Origin of the sequence: Mesorhizobium sp. M0140 (assembly GCF_040322475.1) — a bacterium.
Taxonomy (GTDB): Bacteria; Pseudomonadota; Alphaproteobacteria; order Rhizobiales; family Rhizobiaceae; genus Mesorhizobium.
Genome location: NZ_JAMYTM010000009.1, coordinates 154,391 through 174,882 on the forward strand (window position 1 = coordinate 154,391; position 20,492 = coordinate 174,882).

Genomic DNA, 20,492 nt, shown 5'->3' on the forward strand with positions numbered 1-20,492 from the left:
CTGCATGTCGCCCAAAAGTGCCCCGGTTTTGGGGTAACGACATGCACAAAAAATTAAGGGAGATGGATCTCGTAAGCATGCGAGAAATGGAATTCTTCGAGATTGGAGCCGTCGCCGCCCCGGTCGACGATCAGGAAGTCCTGAGGCTCGCCGAGCGGCGTCAGCACGCCATGCCAGAGATTGCGGGAATAGTTGATACCTTGTCCGGGTGCGGTGGTGAAGGCATGCGGCTCGCCCGGCCCCTCATCGCCATCATGGCAGACGACGACCAGGAATGGGCGCGGCGACAGCGGGATGAAGGCCTGGCTGCCGAAGGGGTGGCGCTCGACCATGCTCAGCTTCAGCGGCAGTTCGTAAGGCGTGCCGCGCACCATCGAGATCAGCACGCGGGCATTCGGTCCGATCGCCTCGGCGGTCGCCAGATCGTGATAGCGTTCCGCGCGGCCGCCATTGATCGGGTAGTGGTTGTCGCCGCCCATATCGATGACGTCGCCGAACGGAGCAAAGCTCTCGCGGGTCAGTGGCCGCGCAATGATCCGCGTCACGGCGTCCGCCCGGGGACACCGGCGCCGCCGAGCTTGGCGTGCCGGTTCACGTCCTTGTAGAGCAGATAGCGGAATTTTCCCGGGCCGCCCGCGTAGCAGGCCTGCGGACAGAAGGCGCGCAGCCACATATAGTCGCCGGCCTCGACCTCGACCCAGTCCTGGTTGAGGCGATAGACCGCTTTGCCCTCCAGCACATAGAGCCCATGCTCCATGACATGGGTCTCGGCGAAGGGAATGACCGCGCCGGGTTCCAGCGTGACAATGGTCATGTGCATGTCGTGGCGCAAATCGGCCGGATCGACGAACCGCGTCGTCGCCCAGCGGCCTTCGGTGCCGGGCATAGGGGTTGGCGCGATCTCCTGCTCGTTGGTGAAGAAGGCTTCCGGCACATCGAGACCGTCAACCACCTCGTAAGCCTTGCGAATCCAGTGGAAGCGCACGTCGGCCTTGCTTTCGTTGCGAACCGTCCAGCCGCTGGCCGGCGGCAGGAAGGCAAAGCCGCCGGGCCGCAAGACATGCTTCTTGCCGGCAAGCAGAACCGTCAACTCGCCCTCGACCACGAACAGGGCGCCCTCGGCGCCGGCATCGGGTTCCGGCCGCTCGCTGCCGCCGCTCGGCGCGACCTCGACAATGTATTGCGAGAACGTCTCGGCAAAACCGGATAGCGGTCGCGACAAGATCCAGGCGCGGGTCTTGTCCCAGAACGGCAACGCACTGGTCACGATGTCCTGCATCACACCCCGGGGAATGACGGCATAGGCCTCGGTGAAGACGGCGCGGCCGGTCAGAAGCTCGCTCTGGCCGGGGTGGCCGCCATGTGGTGCGTAATAGGTTCGCTCGGGCATCCTGATCGTATCCATGGGTTCAAACCTATTGCGGAAGCATGTCTTTGAGGCGGAGCAGCGCGATGCGCTCGACCTGTTTGCAGGCGGTTTCGAATTCGACGCCGCGGCTGTTGCCGATGCGCGCCTCGAATTCCGCCAGAATCTCTTGCCTCGTCTTGCCCTTCACCGCGATGATGAAGGGGAAACCGAAAGTGGTGACGTAGGCGGCGTTGAGCTTGGAAAACAGTTCGCGCTCCTTGTCGGTCAGCGCGTCGAGGCCGGCCGAAGCCTGTTCCCTGGTCGATTCCGCCGTCAGCCGTTTGGCCTTGGCAAGTTTGCCGGCAAGGTCGGGATGAGCGTTGAGCACGGAAAGCCGCTCGGTTTCGCTGGCGGACCGGAAGACACGGCAAAGCGCATTGTGCAGGCCGCCTGAAGTGTCATGCGCCGGGCCCAGTTCCAGTTCGTAGGCGCGTTCGGCGATCCAGGGCGAATGCTCGAACACGCCGCCGAAAGTGTGGACGAAGGTCTCGAATTCCATCTTCGAGGGGCGGAGTGCCGCCGGTTGATAAGGATTGACCTCTTGCCAGTGGCGGGCGATGTCGATGCGCCGCGCCAGCCAGACCCTGTCGTGCGACTTCACATAGTCGACGAAGCGCTTCAGCGCCGCCACCCGGCCCGGCCGCCCGACGAGGCGGCAGTGCAGGCCGATGTTCATCATGCGTGGCCGGCCTGCCTTGCCCTCGGCATAGAGCGTGTCGAAGCTGTCCTTCAAATAGGCAAAGAACTGGTCGCCGGAGTTGAAGCCCTGCGGCGTTGCGAACCGCATGTCGTTGGCGTCGAGCGTATAGGGAATGATGAGCTGCGCGCCGCCATCATGCTCGAACCAGTAGGGCAGCTCGTCGTCATAGGTGTCCGACACATAGTCGAAACCGCCTTCTTCCGCCACAATCCGCACTGTGTTGATCGATGTGCGACCCGTATACCAGCCGGTCGGGCGCGCGCCGGTCACTTCGTAGTGCAGCTTGATCGCCGCCTCGAGGTCGCGGCGCTCATCCTCGGCGCTGTGGTCGCGGTAGTCGATCCATCTCAACCCGTGCGAGGCGATCTCCCAGCCGGCTTCCTGCATGGCCGTGACTTGATCCGGCGAACGGGCGAGCGCGGTGGCGACGCCATAGCAGGTGATCGGCACCTCGGCCTCGCTGAACAGCCGCAGCAACCGCCAGAAACCGGCGCGGGCACCGTATTCGTAGATGGATTCCATGTTCCAGTGGCGCTGGCCCACCCAGGGTGCCGCGCCGACGATTTCCGACAGGAAGGCTTCGGACGCCTTGTCGCCATGCAGCACGCAGTTCTCGCCGCCTTCCTCGTAGTTGACGACGAACTGCACGGCGACATGCGCGCCGCCAGGCCATTTCGGGTCCGGCGGATTGACTCCGTAGCCGCGCATGTCTCTGCTGTAACGCATCGTCCCTCCCGCCGGGCATGGCCCGAAGTATGATCAGAATATCGAAAGGGTGCTTCTCGCATTCCCCCGAAAATTTTTGAAAGTGTTTTTGTCGCACTCCGCTCGACCGGGACTTATGCATCGCCTTTAATTGGCGCACAATTCACTGTTGATACTTGATCGTACCGGGCCAATTCGCTCGTACCGGAAATGGGAGGCGGCCAATGGCAGAAACGTCGAATGCCGATGGCGGGCGTCTGACGACCCATGTCCTCGACACGGCGACAGGCAAGCCGGCGGCGGGATTGTCGATCGCGCTTTATCACCTCGAGGGCAAGGCGCGGACACATTTGAAGACCGTTGTCACCAATGCCGACGGCCGTTGTGACAAGCCGCTGCTCGCCGGCGCGGAGTTCCGCCCCGGAGAATACGAACTGGTCTTCGCCGCAGGCGACTATTTGCGCCAGCAGGGGTCGAGCCTGCCGAACCCCGCCTTTCTCGATGTGATACCGATCCGCTTCGGCATGGCCGAACCGCTGCACTACCATGTGCCGCTGCTCGTCTCGCCCTATGGCTATTCGACCTACAGGGGGAGCTGAGGCATGGCCAAAATTAGCATCCGCAATGAAATCCGCTTCATCCTCAACGGCAGGGACGTCGCGCTTTCGTCGGTGGCACCCGACGCGACCCTGCTCGACTGGCTGCGGCTCGACCGGTCGCTGCGCGGCACCAAGGAAGGCTGCGCCGAGGGCGATTGCGGCGCCTGCACCGTGTTGGTCGGCAAGCTCTCGGCCGGCGGGCTGGTCTATGAAAGCGTCAATGCCTGCATCCGTTTCCTCGGCTCGTTGGACGCCACCCATGTCGTGACCGTCGAGCATCTGCGCGGCGTATCAGGCCAACTGCATCCGGTGCAGCAGGCGATGGTCGATTTCCACGGCTCGCAATGCGGCTTCTGCACACCGGGCTTCGTCATGTCGCTCTATGGCCTGTGGATGAAGTCGTCGAATCCGTCGAACGCGGATATCGAAAAGGCCTTGCAAGGCAATCTCTGCCGCTGCACCGGCTACGAGGCGATCATGCGCGCTGCGCATGCCATCTCCAGCTACGGCAAGGCGGTAAAGGATCCGCTGGCCACGGAGCGCAAGGCGATCACCGCGAGGCTCGAGGCCATGCATGACGGCGCCCGGATTGAGATCGGTTCGGCCAAGACGCGGCTGGTCGTGCCGGCCGATGTCGATGATTTCGCCGCCGTGCTGGACAAGGAACCCGGCGCCACCATCGTTGCCGGCTCGACCGATGTCGGCCTCTGGGTGACCAAGCACATGCGCGATATTTCGCCGGCCATTTTCATCGGCAATCTCGACGGACTTTGCACCATCTCGGAAGACAACGGCATCATTTCGATCGGCGCGGGCGTCACCTACACTGATGCCTTCGCGATATTGGCGAAGCGTATCCCGGCGCTGGGGCCGTTGTTCGATCGCATCGGCGGCGAACAGGTGCGCAACATGGGGACGATCGGCGGCAATATCGCCAACGGCTCGCCGATCGGCGACACGCCGCCGCCCTTGATCGCTCTTGGCGCAAGTCTCACCCTGCGCAAGGGCAAGAAGCGGCGCTCGATTCCACTGGAAACCTTCTTCATTGCCTATGGCAAACAGGACCGGCAGCCGGGCGAATTCGTCGAGGCCGTGCACGTTCCGGTTCCGGTCAAGGGCACGAAATTCGCCGTCCACAAAATCACCAAGCGCCGCGATGAGGACATCACCGCGGCCCTCGGCGCCTTCTTCCTGACGCTGGCCAGCGATGGCACGGTCGCGGAGGTGCGCATTGCCTATGGCGGCATGGCGGCGACGCCGAAGCGGGCGTCTTCTGTCGAAAAAGCGCTGCTCGGCAAGCCATGGACGGAGACCACGGTTGACGCGGCGATGGTCGAATATGCCAGGGATTTCACCCCGCTCACCGACATGCGGGCCTCGGCCGAGTATCGTGCGCTCGCGGCGCGCAATCTCTTGCTGCGCTTCTTCGCCGAGACCAGCGGTACCAGGGAGCCGATCCAGGTTTCGAGGCACGAGGCGGCATGATGAACAAGCACGCTCCCCCCAATCTGAAGGCTGAAAAGATCGCCGGCGGCGTTGCCACCGATCAACGCCATGACTCCGCCCACAAGCATGTCAGCGGCACGGCCGTCTATATCGACGACATGCCGGAACCGGCCGGCACGCTGCATGGCTGCCTCGGGCTTTCTGCCGCCACGCATGCCACGATTACCAGCATGGATCTCTCGGCGGTGCGTACAGCGCCCGGTGTTGTCGACGTGCTGACGGCCAAGGATGTGCCGGGCGAGAACGACATTTCGCCGACAGGCCGCCACGACGAGCCGGTGCTGGCCGACGGCAAGGTGCAATTCTATGGCCAGCCAATCTTTTGCGTCATTGCGCAGACGCGCGAGCAGGCGCGTCGCGCCACCAGATTGGCCAAGGTCGAATACAAGGAATTGCCCTTCGTCACCGACATTGGCGCGCTCGATCCGAAGAAGGACAAGGTCGTCACGCCGCCACTGACGCTGAAGCGCGGCGATGCCGCTACAGCGATCCGTCAGGCGCCGCGCCGGCTAAAGGGAAAAATGCGCATCGGCGGCCAGGAACACTTCTATCTCGAAGGCCATATCGCCATGGCCATTCCGGGCGAGGATCAGGACGTCACCATCTATTCCTCGACCCAGCATCCGAGCGAAGTCCAGCACATGGTGAGCCATGCACTCGGCGTGCCGAGCAATGCCATCACGGTGGAGATCCGCCGGATGGGCGGCGGCTTCGGCGGCAAGGAGACGCAAGGCAACCAGTTTGCCGCATTGGCGGCGATCGCCGCGAAGAAACACCATCGCGCCGTGAAGATCCGGCCCGACCGCGACGACGACATGATCGCCACCGGCAAGCGTCACGATTTCCTCGTCGACTACGAAGTCGGCTTCGATGACGAGGGCAACATCCTCGGCGTCGATTTCATGTTCGCGGCGCGCTGCGGTTTTTCGTCGGACCTTTCCGGCCCGGTGACCGATCGCGCACTGTTCCACTGCGACAACACCTATTTCTGGCCGGCGGTGCATGCGCAATCGGCGCCGCTCTACACCAACACCGTGTCGAACACCGCCTTTCGTGGTTTCGGCGGCCCGCAAGGCATGGTCGGCGCCGAGCGCGTCATCGACGAGGTGGCCTTCGCCGTCGGCAAGGATCCACTCGAAATCCGCAAGAAGAATTTTTATGGTACGTCAGACCGCAACATCACGCCCTACCACCAGACGGTCGAGGATAACATCATCCAGCGCATCGTCGCCGAGCTCGAGCAAAGCGCCAGCTATGCGCGGCGCCGGCGTGAGATATCGGCCTTCAACGCCAACAGCCGTTTCATCAAGCGCGGCCTGGCGCTGACGCCGGTCAAGTTCGGCATCTCGTTCACCGCCACGCATTATAACCAGGCCGGCGCGCTGGTGCATGTCTATACCGACGGTTCGGTGCATCTGAACCATGGCGGCACCGAGATGGGGCAGGGCCTCTACGTCAAGGTTGCGCAAGTGGTGGCGGAAGAGTTCCAGATCGACCTCGACCAGGTCAAGATCACCGCGACCACGACCGGCAAGGTGCCGAACACTTCGGCCACGGCAGCGTCGTCCGGCTCCGATCTCAACGGCATGGCGGCGCAAAATGGCGCTCGCCAGATCAAGGACCGGCTGATCGATTTCGCCGCTGAAAAATATCAGGTGCCGCGCGATCAGGTGCTGTTCCTGCCCAACCGGGTGCGCATCGGCAACCAGGAAATCGCCTTCGCCGACCTCATCAAGCAGGCCTATATGGCTCGCATCCAGCTGTCGGCGGCGGGTTTCTACAAGACGCCGAAAATCCACTGGAACCGCGACAAGGGCGAGGGCCGCCCCTTCTATTATTTCGCCTATGGCGCGTCGTGCTCGGAGGTCTCGGTCGACACGCTGACCGGCGAATACATGGTCGAGCGCACCGATATTCTGCATGACTGCGGCCGATCTCTGAATAGCGCCATCGACATCGGCCAGATCGAGGGCGGCTTCATCCAAGGCATGGGCTGGCTGACGACGGAAGAACTGTGGTGGGACGCCAAGGGCCGGCTGCGCACGCACGCGCCATCGACCTACAAGATCCCGCTCGCCTCCGACCGGCCGAAGATATTCAACATCACCTTGGCCGACTGGCCGGAAGCGAGCGAGCCGACCATCCACCGCTCCAAGGCAGTCGGCGAGCCGCCGTTCCCGCTCGGCATGTCGGTGCTGCACGCCCTGTCGGATGCAGTGGCCAGCGTCGCCGACCACAAGATCTGTCCGCGCCTCGATGCTCCTGCAACGCCGGAGCGGGTGCTGATGGCGATCGAGAGGCTGAAGAAAGAGACGAAGGCCGGCGCCTGAATCTGGCAGAATGTGCAATCTGGGCCGAAAAACCTATATTTCCCATTCGGGAATGTGAACCATGAACTCGAAAGTGCAAAGCCTGAAAGCCTTTCTCACCAGCGCCGGCCAGGTTGCCCTGGTCGAAGTGACCGGAACAAAAGGCTCGACGCCACGCGAGAAGGGCGCCTTCATGCTCGTCTCGCAGGCGGCGATCTTTGGCACCATCGGCGGCGGTCAACTCGAATACATGGCGATCGACAAAGCCCGGCAGATGCTTTTCTCCCCCTCAAGGGGGGAGAGAACCCGCGCCGATCCGATCTTACCCGGCGGCTTCGCCGCCACCCTCCCCTCAAGGGGCAGGGAAAGCCGCGCGACCCTCGATGTGCCGCTAGGCCCGGAAATCGGCCAATGCTGCGGCGGGCGCGTCGAAGTGCTGATCCGGCTCGTCGATGCAGCCCTTGCCGCCGATCTGGTTGCGGCTGCGGAAGCCGAGGAGGCGCACCTGCCGCGTGTCTACATCTTCGGCGGCGGCCATGTCGGCCAGGCGCTGGCGTCGACGATCGCACTTCTTCCCGTGCACGGCATCGTCATCGAGACGCGGGCCGAAGCACTGGAAGGCATGCCGGAATCCGTCGAGACCAGGCTGACAGCTATGCCGGAAGCGATGGTGCGAAACGCTCCCGCTGGCGCCGCCTTCGCCATCCTGACCCACGATCATGCGCTGGATTTCCTGATCGTCGCCGAGGCGCTGAAACGCGGCGATGCCGCCTATGTCGGCATGATCGGGTCCAAGACCAAGAAAGCGACGTTCAAGAACTGGTTCCTGAAATCGGCGGACGGCAGCGAGGCGGAATTTGCCCGCCTCGTCTCGCCGATCGGCGGCGCTGCCGTCAAGGACAAGCGCCCGCAAGTCATTGCAGCGCTCGCGGCCGCCGAAATCATGACGGCGCTGGTCATGCACGCCACAGCATCAAATGCCGACCATCAGGTCCCGCACGACAAGGTGATGGTCGGCTAAGCTTGCGCCTCAACGCATCTCATGCCGGCCGCTTCAAGCCCAGATGCTCGCGCAAGGTGCGGCCTTCATAGTCCCTGCGGAACAGGCCGCGCCGCTGCAGTTCCGGCACGACCAGCGTCGCAAAGGCATCAAGTTCGCCGGGGAAATATGACGGCATGACGTTAAAACCGTCGGCCGCGCCACCCTCGAACCGAGCCTGCAGTTCGTCGGCGACTTGGGCCGCAGTGCCGACGATGCGCCAATGGCCACGCGCGCCGGCGAAATGCCGGGCAAGCTGGCGGATGGAGAGGCCGTCGCGGCGCGATTGCTCGATGACCAGCGCCTGCCGGCTTTTCATCCCCTCGCTCTCCGGCAGATCCGGCAGCGGCCCGTCGATCGGGTAGCGCCACAGATCGGAGATGCTGAGATAGCTGGACAGAAGCGCAACGCCGACGTCGTCGGGTATCAGGTCCTGCAATTCCTCGTATTTCTCGCGGGCCTCAGCCTCGGTTTCCGCCACCACTGGCGCGACGCCCGGCATGATCTTGATGTCGTCCGGCTCACGCCCATAAGCGGCCATACGCCCCTTGAGATCGTCGTAGAAGGCCTTCCCTTCCTCGAAGGTCTGCGCCGCCGTGAACACCACATCGGCGGTGCGGGCGGCAAGGTCGCGGCCGACATCCGAGGCGCCGGCCTGGACCATCACCGGCGCGCCCTGCGGCGAACGCGGCAGATCGAGCGGGTCGCGAACCGAAAAGCTCTGGCCGTCGTGGCCGGAGGCGCCGAGCTTGCCGTTCCAGAGCCCGGTGACGACTTCGGCGAATTCACGCGCGCGCTCATAGCGATCGGCATGGGGCTTGAGGCCGGTCGAGCCGAAATTGGCGGCCTCGATGGGGCTGGCCGAGGTGACCAGGTTCCAGCCGGCGCGACCGCCGCTCAGATGGTCGAGCGACAGGAAGGTTCGTGCCAGCCCATAGGGCTCGTTGTAGCTTGTCGAAGCGGTGGAGACGAGACCGATGCGGCTGGTCTGGACGGCAAGCGCCGACAGCAGGCTGATCGGTTCGAAACCGATCGAACGCGAGGTCTGGCTGGCGATGCCGACATTGGCCTCACGCAGGCCGGCGGCGTCCTCGCAGAACACCATGTCGAACTTAGCCGCTTCCGCCGCGCGGGCCAGCTGGATGTAATGGTCGATGTCGATGCCGGCCCTCACATGCGCTTGTGGGTGGCGCCAAGCGGCAATGTGGTGGCCTGTCGCCCAAAGGAAGGCGCCGAGCTTCATCTGGCGGGTCATTGATCACCTCCGCCGGTGAGTCCGAGATGCGAGCGCAACGTTGCGCCGCGATAGCTCTCTCGAAACAGGCCGCGCCGCCTCATCTCCGGCAAAACCAGATCGACGAGATCCTCGAGCGCGGAGAGTTGTGCCGGCATCTGGATGTTGAACCCGTCGCAGCTTTTCGCTCGGAAACCTTTTTCCATGCTGTCGGCAATGGTCGGCTTGGCGGTACCATCGGCGACGAGCGAGATATTCGTCAGAAGCCTCACAGCATTAGGCTCGCGTCCGCAGGTGGCAACGCGGCGCTTCAGCTCCTCATAACGCGCTTTCGCGCCATCGATCGGTCCGTCGTCCAGCAGGATGACATCGGCGGTGCGGGCGGCAATATCCAGGTCTGATACCGACAGGCCCGACAAGACGAGCACCGGTGTGTCCTGCGGCGACCGCGCGATGTTCAGCGGTCCGCGCACGGAGAAGAACTCGCCCTTGTGGTCGAGCAGGTGCATCTTTCCGGGGTCGTGGAAGCGGCCGCCGCTCTGGTCGAACAGCAGCGCGTCCGCATCCCAGCCCTGCCACAGACCTTGCACGATGCCGATATATTCCTCACTGCGACGGCGGAAATCGTCAGGCGAAAATCCTTCGGGCCGGCTGAAATTGGCTGTTTCCCGTGGCGCCTGCGCCATGGTCGCGTTCCAGCCACTGCGGCCATGGCTGATGATGTCGAGCGAAGCGAAACGGCGCGCCAGATTGTAGGGTTGGTGGGCAATTGTCGAGGCAGCGGCAACCAGGCCGATCCTGCTTGTGACAGTTGCCAATGCGGCCAGCAAAGTGGTCGCTTCGAAGGGCATCGGACTGTTCGCGGCACCGCCGCCGGAAGCCGGCGCTGAATCGGCAAGCAGCACCATGTCCAGGCCCGCCGCTTCGGCCTTTTGCACTAAACCGGCCAGGCGGCTGAATTCCCGCCCCGGTGATGGATCGATGGTTCCCGGAAACAGCAAAACGGCAAGATGCATTGTGGCGCCGTTGTCCATCGATGGTCCCTGCGAGACGAAATACCACCCGAACTATGTTCGCCACATCCAGGGATGGCAACCGCTGGCGCTGGGCCAAGCGCCGGTCACGTGCCGGCCAGCATTATTTCCCAGCTAGCAGATCGTTGATCAGTCGCTGGCAGCGCTCGGCCATGAAGTCGAGCAGCAGCCGTACTTTTGGATCCTGCAGCTTCTTGTGCGGATAGACGGCGGCGAACTGCACCGGTGTCGGTGGCGTGCTGCTCAGGATCACCTTCAGCCGCCGGTCGCGGATGAATGGCTCGACCTCGAAGCGCGGCTTGTTGATGATGCCGCGCCCCGAAAGCGCCCAGCCGGTCAGCACGTCGCCATCGTCGGTGTCGTAGGGCCCGTGCACTTCGAATTTCTGCGGGCCTGTGGGGGTCTGCAGCGTCCACACATATTCGCGCGCGCCGGAATAACGCAGCATCAGGCAGTCGTGCTTCTTGCCGATCAGCTCCTGCGGCTCCAACGGTTCGCCGCGGGCCTCGAGATATTTCGGCGCCGCCACCAGCACGCGCTCGCATTCCATGATGCCGCGCATCCTGAGGCTGGAATCTTCGATGATGCCGAGCCGGAAGGCGACATCGATGCCTTCCTTCATGATGTCGACATTGTGGTCCGAAAGCCTCAGCCTCACCTCGATGTCTGGGTATTTGTCGTGAAAATCGGGAATGCCCGAGGCGACCAGCCGGCGGCCGAGGCCCAAGGGTGCCGTAACGCGGATGGTGCCGCGCGGCTGGCCGGAAAGCGCCGAGACCGCGGCTTCCGCCTCGGTGATCGCCTCCAAGACCTGCTTGGCGCCCCCGTAAAAAACCGTGCCATGCTCGGTCGGCATCAATTGCCGCGTCGTGCGGTTGAACAGACGCACGCCCAGGTGCTTCTCCAACTCCTTGATGCGGTTGGAGGCGACCGCCGGCGAAATCCGCATGTCGCGACCGGCCGCCGACAGATTGCCGAGTTCGACCACGCGAACGAAGACGGCAATGTTGTCCAGATAGGCCATGCGGTTTCGTGGCTTTCCTGAGGCCGCCTTCGGGCGGCTCCCATCCTGCTGCGTGTGACTACCCTAGTATTTTCCATTTTTTTTTGAAAGTCATCGTGCGCCTCGCCTCTTTCCGTTTGCGCTCCAACCCGTAAAGTCGCCCAATCGGCAGGGACGATTTCAATGATGGATTTCGCGATTTTCTGGGACTGGCTAAGTTTTGCCGTGCGCTGGCTGCACGTCATCACCGGCATCGCCTGGATCGGCTCGTCCTTCTACTTCGTCGCGCTCGACCTCGGCCTGCGCCAGCGTCCCGGCATGCCCGTCGGCGCCTTCGGCGAGGAATGGCAGGTGCATGGCGGCGGCTTTTACCACATCCAGAAATATCTGGTGGCGCCGGCCGAAATGCCCGAGCATCTGACCTGGTTCAAATGGGAATCCTACGCCACCTGGCTGTCCGGCTTCGCCATGCTGTGCGTCGTCTATTATGCCGGGGCCGATCTGTTCCTGATCGATCCCAACGTGCTCCCAATGTCCGTCCCGGTCGGCATCCTGCTGTCGTTGGCAACGATCGGCGTCGGCTGGGTGGTCTATGATCTGCTGTGCCGCTCGCCGCTCGGCAAAAGCGACACCGGCCTGATGCTGGTGCTCTACTGTGTGCTGGTGTTCATCGCCTGGGGGCTGACGCATCTCTTCACCGGCCGCGCCGCCTTCCTGCATCTGGGCGCCATCACCGCCACGATCATGTCGGCCAACGTCTTCATGGTTATCATCCCCAACCAGAAGATCGTTGTCGCCGACCTCATCGCTGGCCGCAAGCCCGATCCGAAATACGGCAAGATCGCCAAGCAGCGCTCGCTGCACAACAACTATTTGACGCTGCCGGTGCTGTTTCTGATGCTGTCGAACCATTATCCCCTGGCGTTCGGCACTGAGTTCAACTGGGTCATCGCCTCGCTGGTGTTCATCATCGGCGTGCTGATCCGGCACTATTTCAACTCGATCCATGCCCGCAAAGGCAATCCGACCTGGACCTGGATGGCGGCACTCGTCCTGTTCATCGTCATCATCTGGCTGTCGACTGCGCCGAAAGTGCTGACCGGCGAACCCAAGGAATCCGCGTCGGCGCAAATCTATGTCGCTTCAGCGCATTTCCCGGCCGTGCGCGACACCGTGCTCGGCCGCTGCTCGATGTGCCATGCGGCGGAGCCGGTCTATGAGGGCATCTATCATGCACCGAAGGGCGTGATGCTCGACACCGATGCGGATATCGCCAACCACGCCCGCGAGATCTATCTGCAGGCCGGTCGCAGCCACGCCATGCCGCCCGCCAACGTCTCACAGATCACCGACAAGGAACGGGCGCTGCTGGTGGCCTGGTTCGAAGGCGCAGGGAAATAGCATGACCTCGACACTTCTGCGCGGCCGCACGCTGTCCTTCGTGCGCTGGCCGCAAACCATCGACGACCATTCCGCCTGGCGCTACGAAGAGGATGGCGGCCTGCTGATCCGCGACGGCAGGATCGTCGCCGCCGGCGCCTATGCCGAGGTTGAAAAGCAGGCCGGCGAAACGGTGAAGAGAATCGACCATCGGCCGCATCTGCTGCTGCCCGGCTTTATAGATGCCCATGTGCATTTTCCGCAGATGCAGGTCATCGCCTCCTATGGCGCAGAACTGCTCGACTGGTTGAAAACCTACACTTTTCCGGAGGAAACGAAGTTCGCCAACGCCCAGCACGGCCGCCGCATCGCGCGGCTGTTCCTCGACGAAATGGTGCGCCACGGTACAACAACGGTCGCCGCCTACTGCTCGGTGCACAAGGCTTCAGCCGAAGCCTTTTTCGCCGAGTCGCATGACCGCAACATGCTCAACATTGCCGGCAAGGTGATGATGGATCGCAATGCTCCCGACGGCGTGCTCGACACACCGCAATCCGGTTACGACGACACGAAGGCGCTGATCAAGGAATGGCATGGCAAGGGACGGCAGCACTACGCCATCACGCCGCGCTTCGCCATCACCTCGTCGCCGGAGCAGATGGAGATGGCGGGCGCGCTGTGTCTGGAATATCCCGACCTGCACATGCAGACGCATCTGTCGGAAAACCACGCCGAAATCGCTTTCACGCAGGAACTCTACCCGTGGTCGCGCGACTATACCGACGTTTACGAGCACTACGGGCTGTTGGGCAAAAAGAGCCTGTTTGGACATTGCATCCATCTGTCGGAGCGCGAAGCGGATGCGCTTTCGGACTCGGGCTCGGTAGCGGTGTTCTGCCCGACCTCCAACCTGTTCCTCGGTTCCGGCCTGTTCGACTACCAGCGCTTCCGGCGCCGCGGCAAGCCGGTCCGGATCGCCGCTGCCACCGATGTCGGCGGCGGCACCAACTACTCCATGCTGCGTACCATGGACGAGGGCTACAAGGTGATCGCGCTGAACGGAGAGAAGCTCAACCCGCTCCAGTCCTTCTGGCAGATGACGCGCGGCAATGCCGAGGCGCTGTCGGTGGCTGACAAGATCGGCACGCTGGATGAAGGCAGCGATGCCGACATCGTCGTGCTGGACGCCAGGGCAACGCCGGCGATGCGGCTCAGGATGGAAACGGTCGAGACGCTGGCGCAGGAACTGTTCCTGCTGCAGACGCTGGGTGACGACCGCACTGTCCGCGAGGTTTATGTGGCGGGGCGGCCAGCCAAGGCGGATATGATCGCGGGGTAAGAACCCTCACCCGGATTGCCAACCGAATTGCAAGGGCAATTCGGGGCAATCCGACCTCTCCCCGAGGGGAGAGGAGATCGCCAGTGCCGACGCTTCCTCTTCTCCCCACCGGGGAGAAGGTGGCCGCGAAGCGGCCGGATGAGGGGGCCGCTCCACGGAAGCTTGACCGAGCGGAGCTTGTCGTACACACGACGTGTGACGATTTCGGAGAAAGAAAATGGCCGTTGCTGACGACATCGCTCTGATCAAGAGACAGGAAGAGACCCTTGTCTTCGCCACCTTCGACGAGGCCGTCGCTTTCAAAATCGGCTCCGCCATTCGCGATCGTGCAATTGCCGAGAAACTGCCCATCATTGTCGACGTCAGGCTGTGGGATCGGCCGCTGTTCTACGCCGCGATGCCGGGTTCGAACGCCTCGAACCCCGACTGGGCGCGACGCAAGACCAATGTGGTCAAGCGGTTCCTGAGAAGCACCTACCACATGGTGCTGGAACAGCAGCGCCCGGACCGCAGCTTCAAGATCGGCGAAGGGCTGGATATTGCCGACTACGTGCTGGCCGGCGGTGGCTTTCCGGTGACCGTCACGGGCGCCGGCGTCATTGGTGTGATCGCCGTCTCCGGACTGCCGGAGCGGGAGGATCATGGCCTCGTCGTCGATGCGCTGTGCGATCATTTGGGCGTCGACAAGCGCGGCTTGGCATTGCCTCGGGACGCCGAATGACCGTGCTCGATCCCAAGGCCTTCCTGACCTCCATCTTCAACGCCGCCGTTGCCGCCGCCGATCCGGAACGAACCATCCGGGATCATCTGCCGGCCAAGCCAAAGGGCCGTACCATCGTCATCGGCGCGGGCAAAGGCTCGGCGCAGATGGCGGCAGCGTTCGAGAAAGTGTGGGCCGGCCCGATCGAAGGGCTGGTCGTCACCCGCTATGGCTATGGCGCGACCTGCGAGCGCATCGAGATCATCGAGGCGGCTCATCCGGTGCCGGACGCTGCCGGTCTGGAAGCCTCGCGGCGCCTGCTCGCCAAGGTCCAGGGTCTGACTGAGGATGACCTAGTGGTGGCGCTGATTTCCGGCGGCGGATCGGCGCTGTTGCCGTCGCCCGCTGGCGGCTTGACGTTGGCCGACGAGATCGCCGTCAATGAGGCGCTGCTCGCCTCGGGTGCGCCGATCGCGGCGATGAACACCATCCGCAAGCACCTTTCCACCATCAAGGGCGGCAGGCTGGCAGCGGCCGCATGGCCGGCCAGGGTGGTGTCGCTGATCGTCTCCGATATTCCCGGCGACAATCCGGCAATGGTCGCCTCCGGCCCAACCGTACCGGATACAGGCAGCCGCGCAGACGCGCTGGCCTCGATATCGGCCTATGGCATGAAACTGCCGGCCTCGGTGATGGCGCATATCAATTCGCCGGCCGCCGATGCGCCAAGCCCGGATGACGAGCGCTTTTCGCGCAACGAGGTGCATTTGATCGCTTCGGCCGGGGTGTCGCTCGAAGCGGCTGTTGCGGAAGCGAAACGGCAAGGCGTTGAAGCCATCATCCTCTCCGATGCGATCGAGGGCGAAGCGCGCGAAGTCGGCGGCGTCCATGCCGCGATCGCGCGCGAAGTGGCGACGCGCAACCGGCCATTTCAAAAGCCGGTGCTGATCCTGTCGGGCGGCGAGACAACCGTGACGCTGCGCGCAAAAGGCAAGGGCGGCCGCAATTCGGAATTCCTGCTGGCCTTCGCCATCGGCATCAATGGCGTCGACGGCATTCACGCGCTGGCCGCCGACACCGACGGCATCGACGGTTCGGAAGACAATGCCGGCGCCTTCGCCGATGGCTCGACCGTATCGCGCATGCGCGCAGCCGGGGTGGACGCCAAGGCTATGCTTGCCGGCAACAATGCCTGGACGGCCTTCAACGCGGTTGGCGATCTTTTCGTACCCGGCCCGACCGGTACGAATGTCAACGATCTCAGGGCAATTCTGATCAGGTAGCTGAAGCAATTCCAGGAAGTGTGAAGCGGTTTTCCGTCTGGAATCGCGCAAAAACAAAACTGATCAGGCGGCCATCAGCCGCTTCACCAGCTTCATATCCTGCAGGAACCGTTCGCGTTCGGCTTCCTTGTCCGCCCGATCGTGGATGCGCAGGATGAAGGAGGGATGGATGGTGATGAACACGCGCAATCCGTCCTCGCGCTCGATCACTTGTCCGCGCATCTTTGTCACCGGGATCGCCTTGCCGAGCAGCGACATCGCCGCTGTCGCGCCGAGTGCCACGGCGAGGTTAGGCTTGATCAGCTCGAATTCTTGGTCGATCCACCAGCGGCAGGCCTGAATCTCACCGGAATTCGGCTTGGAGTGGATGCGGCGCTTGCCGCGCGGCTCGAACTTGAAGTGCTTGACTGCGTTGGTGACATAGACCTTTTGCCGATCGACACCGGCATCGTCCAGGATCGCATCGAACACCTTGCCGGCCGGACCAACGAAAGGTTTGCCGGCGAGATCCTCCTGATCCCCCGGCTGTTCGCCGACGAAGATCACTTTGGCATTGTCGGGGCCCTCACCGAAGACGGTCTGCGTCGCGTCGCGCCAAAGCGGGCAGCGACGGCAGCCTTTCGCTACCTCACGCAACTCGGAAATCGTGCTTGCGGCATCGTCCTCCGCCGTCTCGGCAGGCTGTTGCTTCGGCCAATGCCGTGCCTGCACCTTTGCGTGGTGCGGCGCGGGTGTTGTCGGCATCTTCGCAATCATGTCCTTGGCGGCCTTGTCCGCTCCTGCGATCATGTCTGGAATGAGCGAGGCCTCGGGAAGGTTCCGCCAATATTTCTTTGGCATCTCCCTTTGCATCGCCTTCACCTTCAGCCGCGCCGGGTTGAAGATGTTCTCGAAATAAGTCCGCCAGAGCGCCTCGGTGTCGTCTTGATCAGGCGCATCGCCCTTGGCAGCACCCGGCCCCATCGCCAGCCTTTCGCCATCCCAATCGGCGGAGGCATAGGGCGTCAGGATCGTCCAGCGCATGCCGGTGAAACGCCTGACGAAGAAATCGGCGTTGCGCTCGACGATGAAATGATCCGGCTCGAACCAGGCGACATAGCGCTCATCGGCACCGTCGCCGATTTTTCGGAAGCGCACGAAGGCGTGCATCTTGTGGCTGTCGCGCCGCACCGCCTTTTCCATGGTCTCAAGCCGCCTGGTGTCGGGATCCGACGCGATTTCCAGCAGTTTAGGCTCGTCGCGCAATCGCCAAAGCACTCTGTAGATAAAGGCAAACCGGCCGGAATCGGAATGGCAGAACGCCGTTTCGGCATGCCCGATGAAGTCGCGCGGCACGACGAGCTGCGCGCCCGCAGGCACTTCAGGCAATTCTGCCTGATCAGAGCCCGGCGCGACATGCCAGCCGACGTCCTCGGGCCTGACCTCATTCAGGGCGAGCCGCCGTGCCGCGTCACGCCAGCCGGCAAAATCCGTCTCGCTGTCGAGCCGAACTCTGTATCTGGCGAGATCGAGTTGCGCCGGCCGCATGATCAAAACAACGATAATTGTTCGCAGGAGTAGGCGATCCTGTCGCGCAGGCCGGCCTTGTCGGTCAGCGCACCAGGTGACCAGCCTTCGGCGATGATGAAGGGCCTGAGCTTGGCGACCGACTGGCAGATCCGTCCGACGTCCTCGAGCCGCATGCGCCGGTGCCGGCGCGTCTCCAAAATCTTCGCCACCACCTTGGTGCCGAGACCCGGCACCCGCAGCAGCGCTTCGCGGTCGGCGCGGTTGATGTCGACCGGAAACTGTCCCCGGTTGCGCAGCGCCCAGGCGAGCTTCGGGTCTATGGCGAGATCGAGCATGCCGTCGCTGCTCCCGGCAAGGATTTCCGGCTGTGAAAACCCATAGAACCGCATCAGCCAGTCGGCCTGATAGAGCCGGTGCTCGCGCATCAGCGGTGGTTTCAGCAAGGGCAGCGACGATGACGAATCCGGAATGGGGCTGAAAGCCGAGTAATAGACGCGCCGCAGATGATAGCTGCCATAGAGCCGCGCGCTGGTGTGAAGGATGCCGTCGTCGGATGTCTTGTCGGCGCCGATGATCATCTGCGTCGACTGACCGCCCGGCACAAAGCGTTCGCGCTTCTTGGTCTTCAAAGTCGGCTCAGCCTTCTCCTCCATCTTCTGGCGCAGCCTGGCCATGGAAAGCCGGATTGTCTCCGGCTTCTTCTCGGGCGCCAGCCGCTTCACGCCCTCATCGGTCGGCAATTCAACGTTGATCGACAGCCGGTCGGCATAAAGCCCTGCCTTCTCGACCAGTTCCGCCGAACTTTCCGGGATCGTCTTCAGATGGATGTAGCCGGAGAACTTCTCCTCCAAGCGCAGCCGGCGTGCCACCTCGACCATCTCGCCCATGGTCTCGTCCGGTGAGCGGACGACGCCGGAGGACAGGAACAGGCCTTCGATATAGTTGCGCCTGTAGAAATCCATGGTCAGTTTCACCACCTCTTCGATGGTGAAACGGGCGCGCCGCACATTGGACGACGAGCGGTTGATGCAATAGCTGCAATCGTAGATGCAGAAATTGGTCAGCAGGATCTTGAGAAGGGAAATGCAGCGGCCATCCGGCGCGTAGGAATGACAGATGCCCATGCCTTCGGTGGAGCCGATGCCGCCGGATTTCAAGGAATCCTTTTTTGCAGCACCGGAAGAGGCGCAGGAGGCATCGTATTTGGCGGCGTCGGAGAGGATCGCCAGCTTTTCACGGACGGTAAGTGCGCTCATATGTTCATGATATGTTCTGAACAGGAGATCCGCTACCTCATTTGATGGAGGCGGCGAAAAAGTGATCGCCGCCCATCATGAATCCATCAAACCTCGTGCAGATAGAGGTGGTAATCCAGTTCGCTGACCGTGCGTGCCACCCGCAGATACTCGGACTGTTTGATCGCCACGAACGTCCGGTGCAGGTCCTCGCCGAGCGCGTTCTTCAGGAAGCTGGACGTCCGCGCCGCTTCGATCGCGGCGCGCCAGTCGACAGGCATGGTCGTGCGCGTGACCGCTGCCTCATAGCCGTTGCCGGTCGTTTCGGGGCCCGGATCGAGGCCTTCATCCATGCCCTTGATGATGCCGGCGAGCACGGTCGCGGCGATCAGATAAGGGTTGGCGTCGACGCCGGACGGGCGGTGCTCGATGCGCCGGTTCTTCGCGTCGCCTGCCGGCACGCGTAGCGCCACCGAGCGGTTGTTGACGCCCCAGGTCGGCGCCACCGGCGCATAGGATTGCGAGACGAAACGCCGCCAGGAATTGGCGTGCGGCGCAAACACCAGCATCGATTCCGCCATCGTCTGGATGAGGCCACCAAGCCCCTGCAGCAGCGGCAGCGACCAGCTCTCGCCGCCGGCTTCGGCAAAGACGTTTCGGCCGGCCTTGTCCTGCAGCGAGACGTGGAAATGCATGCCCGAGCCGGCATATTTCTCGATCGGCTTGGCCATGAAACAGGCGGTGACGCCATGGCGGCGCGCCTGCGCCCGCACCAGCCGCTTCAGCATGACCAGGTCGTCGGCCGCCCGCATCACGTCCTTGCGGTAGTTCAGCGTCAGTTCGTACTGGCCGGGCGCATATTCGGAAATCACCGTCTCGGCCGGAATGCCTTGCGCCTTGGCCGCTGCATAGATGTCGGAAAACAGCGGCTCCATGCCGTGCAGATGATCGACGGAATAGACTTCGGTCTTGCCCGAGACGCGGCCATCGAGCACGGCGCGCGCCGGCTGCACCTTGCCGTCAGCGTCGCGCTCATTGGCCAGCAGGAAGAATTCGAGTTCGAAGGCGCCGGCGGGATAGAGACCCTTGGCCGCCAGGATCTCCACCTGCCGAGCCAGTGCCAGCCGCGGATCCGACGACATCGGCCGGCCGTCGAGCATGTACATCGCCATCAGCAACTGGCCGCGCGGCGGGCTCGTGCCATAGAGCGGCACCAGCGTGCCGGGGATCGGCCAGGCCCTGAGGTCGCCGTCGCCGGTGGTCCAGATCAGCCCGGTCTCGTGTACATCCTCGCCGGTGATGTCGAGGCCGAGGATTGAGATCGGCATGTGGCGGCCGCCCTCGAAGATGCTCTTCAGCTCATGCCGGCGCACGATCTTGCCACGGCCGACGCCATTGGCATCGGTCAGCACGATATCGAAGGCCTCGATCTCGGGATGGGCGTCGAGAAAGGCGTGCGCCTCGGCAGGTGTCGAGCCCGAAGGTGAGGTCATCATGGCGTTGGGGTGG

The 20,492-nt window shown here is 63.1% G+C and carries 17 protein-coding genes; 8 read left to right on the forward strand and 9 right to left on the reverse strand.

Annotated features, from left to right (window positions below; genetic code table 11):
- Positions 1–53: 53 nt before the first annotated feature.
- From NKJ37_RS12000 to puuE, 3 genes are read right to left on the reverse strand one after another with little or no spacing between them, the layout of a single operon-like run.
- Positions 54–545, reverse strand: coding sequence for an ureidoglycolate lyase (locus NKJ37_RS12000; protein ID WP_128302770.1), 492 nt, complete (start codon positions 543–545; stop codon positions 54–56).
- Entirely contained in the window at positions 542–1,405 is an 864-nt protein-coding gene (locus NKJ37_RS12005; RefSeq protein ID WP_128302771.1) for a bifunctional allantoicase/(S)-ureidoglycine aminohydrolase, read from the reverse strand. Before NKJ37_RS12005 ends, NKJ37_RS12000 begins: the two co-directional genes overlap by 4 nt.
- A 10-nt stretch (positions 1,406–1,415) precedes the next feature.
- Complete coding sequence (puuE, locus tag NKJ37_RS12010) at positions 1,416–2,834, reverse strand: allantoinase PuuE (protein WP_023813631.1); 1,419 nt, start codon at positions 2,832–2,834, stop codon at positions 1,416–1,418.
- Between the two features lie 203 nt (positions 2,835–3,037).
- On the opposite strand from puuE, the gene uraH reads away from it, so the two are divergent.
- The 4 genes from uraH to xdhC all read left to right on the forward strand — a co-directional run bounded on the left by uraH (position 3,038) and on the right by xdhC (position 8,248).
- Positions 3,038–3,412 carry a hydroxyisourate hydrolase gene (gene uraH, locus NKJ37_RS12015; RefSeq protein WP_023813630.1) on the forward strand — a complete coding sequence of 125 codons (375 nt, stop codon included), beginning with the start codon at positions 3,038–3,040 and terminating at the stop codon, positions 3,410–3,412.
- A gap of 3 nt (positions 3,413–3,415) precedes the next feature.
- Positions 3,416–4,897, forward strand: a complete 1,482-nt coding sequence (gene xdhA, locus NKJ37_RS12020) for a xanthine dehydrogenase small subunit (protein ID WP_023813629.1) — start codon at positions 3,416–3,418, stop codon at positions 4,895–4,897.
- Positions 4,897–7,248 carry a xanthine dehydrogenase molybdopterin binding subunit gene (gene xdhB / locus NKJ37_RS12025; protein ID WP_023813628.1) on the forward strand — a complete coding sequence of 784 codons (2,352 nt, stop codon included), beginning with the start codon at positions 4,897–4,899 and terminating at the stop codon, positions 7,246–7,248. Before xdhA ends, xdhB begins: the two co-directional genes overlap by 1 nt.
- Before the next feature lie 61 nt (positions 7,249–7,309).
- The gene (xdhC, locus tag NKJ37_RS12030) at positions 7,310–8,248 is read left to right on the forward strand and encodes a xanthine dehydrogenase accessory protein XdhC (protein ID WP_023813627.1); all 939 of its coding nucleotides are present in this window, start codon (positions 7,310–7,312) and stop codon (positions 8,246–8,248) included.
- Between the two features lie 19 nt (positions 8,249–8,267).
- Here xdhC and NKJ37_RS12035 read toward each other — a convergent pair whose 3' ends face one another.
- The 3 genes from NKJ37_RS12035 to NKJ37_RS12045 all read right to left on the reverse strand — a co-directional run bounded on the left by NKJ37_RS12035 (position 8,268) and on the right by NKJ37_RS12045 (position 11,558).
- Positions 8,268–9,521, reverse strand: coding sequence for an LLM class flavin-dependent oxidoreductase (locus NKJ37_RS12035; protein WP_023813626.1), 1,254 nt, complete (start codon positions 9,519–9,521; stop codon positions 8,268–8,270).
- Positions 9,518–10,534, reverse strand: a complete 1,017-nt coding sequence (locus NKJ37_RS12040; RefSeq protein ID WP_352773886.1) for an LLM class flavin-dependent oxidoreductase — start codon at positions 10,532–10,534, stop codon at positions 9,518–9,520. Before NKJ37_RS12040 ends, NKJ37_RS12035 begins: the two co-directional genes overlap by 4 nt.
- A 103-nt stretch (positions 10,535–10,637) precedes the next feature.
- Positions 10,638–11,558 carry a LysR family transcriptional regulator gene (locus tag NKJ37_RS12045; RefSeq protein ID WP_128302775.1) on the reverse strand — a complete coding sequence of 307 codons (921 nt, stop codon included), beginning with the start codon at positions 11,556–11,558 and terminating at the stop codon, positions 10,638–10,640.
- A gap of 162 nt (positions 11,559–11,720) precedes the next feature.
- Between NKJ37_RS12045 and NKJ37_RS12050 the strand changes: the two genes are divergently transcribed.
- The 4 genes from NKJ37_RS12050 (at position 11,721) to NKJ37_RS12065 (ending at position 16,239) form a co-directional block, all read left to right on the forward strand.
- Positions 11,721–12,938 carry a urate hydroxylase PuuD gene (locus NKJ37_RS12050; protein ID WP_352442653.1) on the forward strand — a complete coding sequence of 406 codons (1,218 nt, stop codon included), beginning with the start codon at positions 11,721–11,723 and terminating at the stop codon, positions 12,936–12,938.
- A 1-nt stretch (position 12,939) separates the two neighbouring features.
- Entirely contained in the window at positions 12,940–14,256 is a 1,317-nt protein-coding gene (guaD, locus tag NKJ37_RS12055; RefSeq protein WP_128302777.1) for a guanine deaminase, read from the forward strand.
- A 217-nt stretch (positions 14,257–14,473) separates the two neighbouring features.
- Entirely contained in the window at positions 14,474–14,977 is a 504-nt protein-coding gene (locus tag NKJ37_RS12060) for a heme-degrading domain-containing protein (RefSeq protein WP_128302778.1), read from the forward strand.
- Positions 14,974–16,239: a glycerate kinase type-2 family protein gene (locus tag NKJ37_RS12065; protein ID WP_352442654.1), complete on the forward strand. Its 1,266-nt coding sequence runs from the start codon at positions 14,974–14,976 to the stop codon at positions 16,237–16,239. Before NKJ37_RS12060 ends, NKJ37_RS12065 begins: the two co-directional genes overlap by 4 nt.
- 63 nt (positions 16,240–16,302) lie before the next feature.
- On the opposite strand, the gene NKJ37_RS12070 is transcribed toward NKJ37_RS12065, so the two are convergent.
- From NKJ37_RS12070 to NKJ37_RS12080, 3 genes are all read right to left on the reverse strand, one after another.
- On the reverse strand, positions 16,303–17,766 hold the full coding sequence (locus tag NKJ37_RS12070; protein ID WP_352442655.1) for a UdgX family uracil-DNA binding protein: 1,464 nt from the start codon (positions 17,764–17,766) through the stop codon (positions 16,303–16,305).
- A gap of 2 nt (positions 17,767–17,768) precedes the next feature.
- Positions 17,769–19,004 carry a putative DNA modification/repair radical SAM protein gene (locus NKJ37_RS12075; protein WP_023813618.1) on the reverse strand — a complete coding sequence of 412 codons (1,236 nt, stop codon included), beginning with the start codon at positions 19,002–19,004 and terminating at the stop codon, positions 17,769–17,771.
- Between the two features lie 86 nt (positions 19,005–19,090).
- On the reverse strand, positions 19,091–20,476 hold the full coding sequence (locus NKJ37_RS12080) for a glutamine synthetase family protein (protein WP_502901994.1): 1,386 nt from the start codon (positions 20,474–20,476) through the stop codon (positions 19,091–19,093).
- Positions 20,477–20,492: the final 16 nt, after the last annotated feature.

What these genes read in the sequence shown, in the direction of transcription:
- NKJ37_RS12060 (WP_128302778.1), top strand. Translation starts at nt 14,474, where the DNA reads ATGGCCGTTGCTGACGACATCGCTCTGATCAAGAGACAGGAAGAGACC.
- NKJ37_RS12035 (WP_023813626.1), bottom strand. Translation starts at nt 9,521, where the DNA reads ATGACCCGCCAGATGAAGCTCGGCGCCTTCCTTTGGGCGACAGGCCAC.
- NKJ37_RS12040 (WP_352773886.1), bottom strand. Translation starts at nt 10,534, where the DNA reads ATGGACAACGGCGCCACAATGCATCTTGCCGTTTTGCTGTTTCCGGGA.
- xdhC (WP_023813627.1), top strand. Translation starts at nt 7,310, where the DNA reads ATGAACTCGAAAGTGCAAAGCCTGAAAGCCTTTCTCACCAGCGCCGGC.
- NKJ37_RS12080 (WP_502901994.1), bottom strand. Translation starts at nt 20,476, where the DNA reads ATGACCTCACCTTCGGGCTCGACACCTGCCGAGGCGCACGCCTTTCTC.
- NKJ37_RS12005 (WP_128302771.1), bottom strand. Translation starts at nt 1,405, where the DNA reads ATGGATACGATCAGGATGCCCGAGCGAACCTATTACGCACCACATGGC.
- xdhB (WP_023813628.1), top strand. Translation starts at nt 4,897, where the DNA reads ATGAACAAGCACGCTCCCCCCAATCTGAAGGCTGAAAAGATCGCCGGC.
- guaD (WP_128302777.1), top strand. Translation starts at nt 12,940, where the DNA reads ATGACCTCGACACTTCTGCGCGGCCGCACGCTGTCCTTCGTGCGCTGG.
- uraH (WP_023813630.1), top strand. Translation starts at nt 3,038, where the DNA reads ATGGCAGAAACGTCGAATGCCGATGGCGGGCGTCTGACGACCCATGTC.
- NKJ37_RS12075 (WP_023813618.1), bottom strand. Translation starts at nt 19,004, where the DNA reads ATGAGCGCACTTACCGTCCGTGAAAAGCTGGCGATCCTCTCCGACGCC.
- NKJ37_RS12070 (WP_352442655.1), bottom strand. Translation starts at nt 17,766, where the DNA reads ATGCGGCCGGCGCAACTCGATCTCGCCAGATACAGAGTTCGGCTCGAC.
- NKJ37_RS12050 (WP_352442653.1), top strand. Translation starts at nt 11,721, where the DNA reads ATGATGGATTTCGCGATTTTCTGGGACTGGCTAAGTTTTGCCGTGCGC.
- NKJ37_RS12065 (WP_352442654.1), top strand. Translation starts at nt 14,974, where the DNA reads ATGACCGTGCTCGATCCCAAGGCCTTCCTGACCTCCATCTTCAACGCC.
- xdhA (WP_023813629.1), top strand. Translation starts at nt 3,416, where the DNA reads ATGGCCAAAATTAGCATCCGCAATGAAATCCGCTTCATCCTCAACGGC.
- NKJ37_RS12045 (WP_128302775.1), bottom strand. Translation starts at nt 11,558, where the DNA reads ATGGCCTATCTGGACAACATTGCCGTCTTCGTTCGCGTGGTCGAACTC.
- puuE (WP_023813631.1), bottom strand. Translation starts at nt 2,834, where the DNA reads ATGCGTTACAGCAGAGACATGCGCGGCTACGGAGTCAATCCGCCGGAC.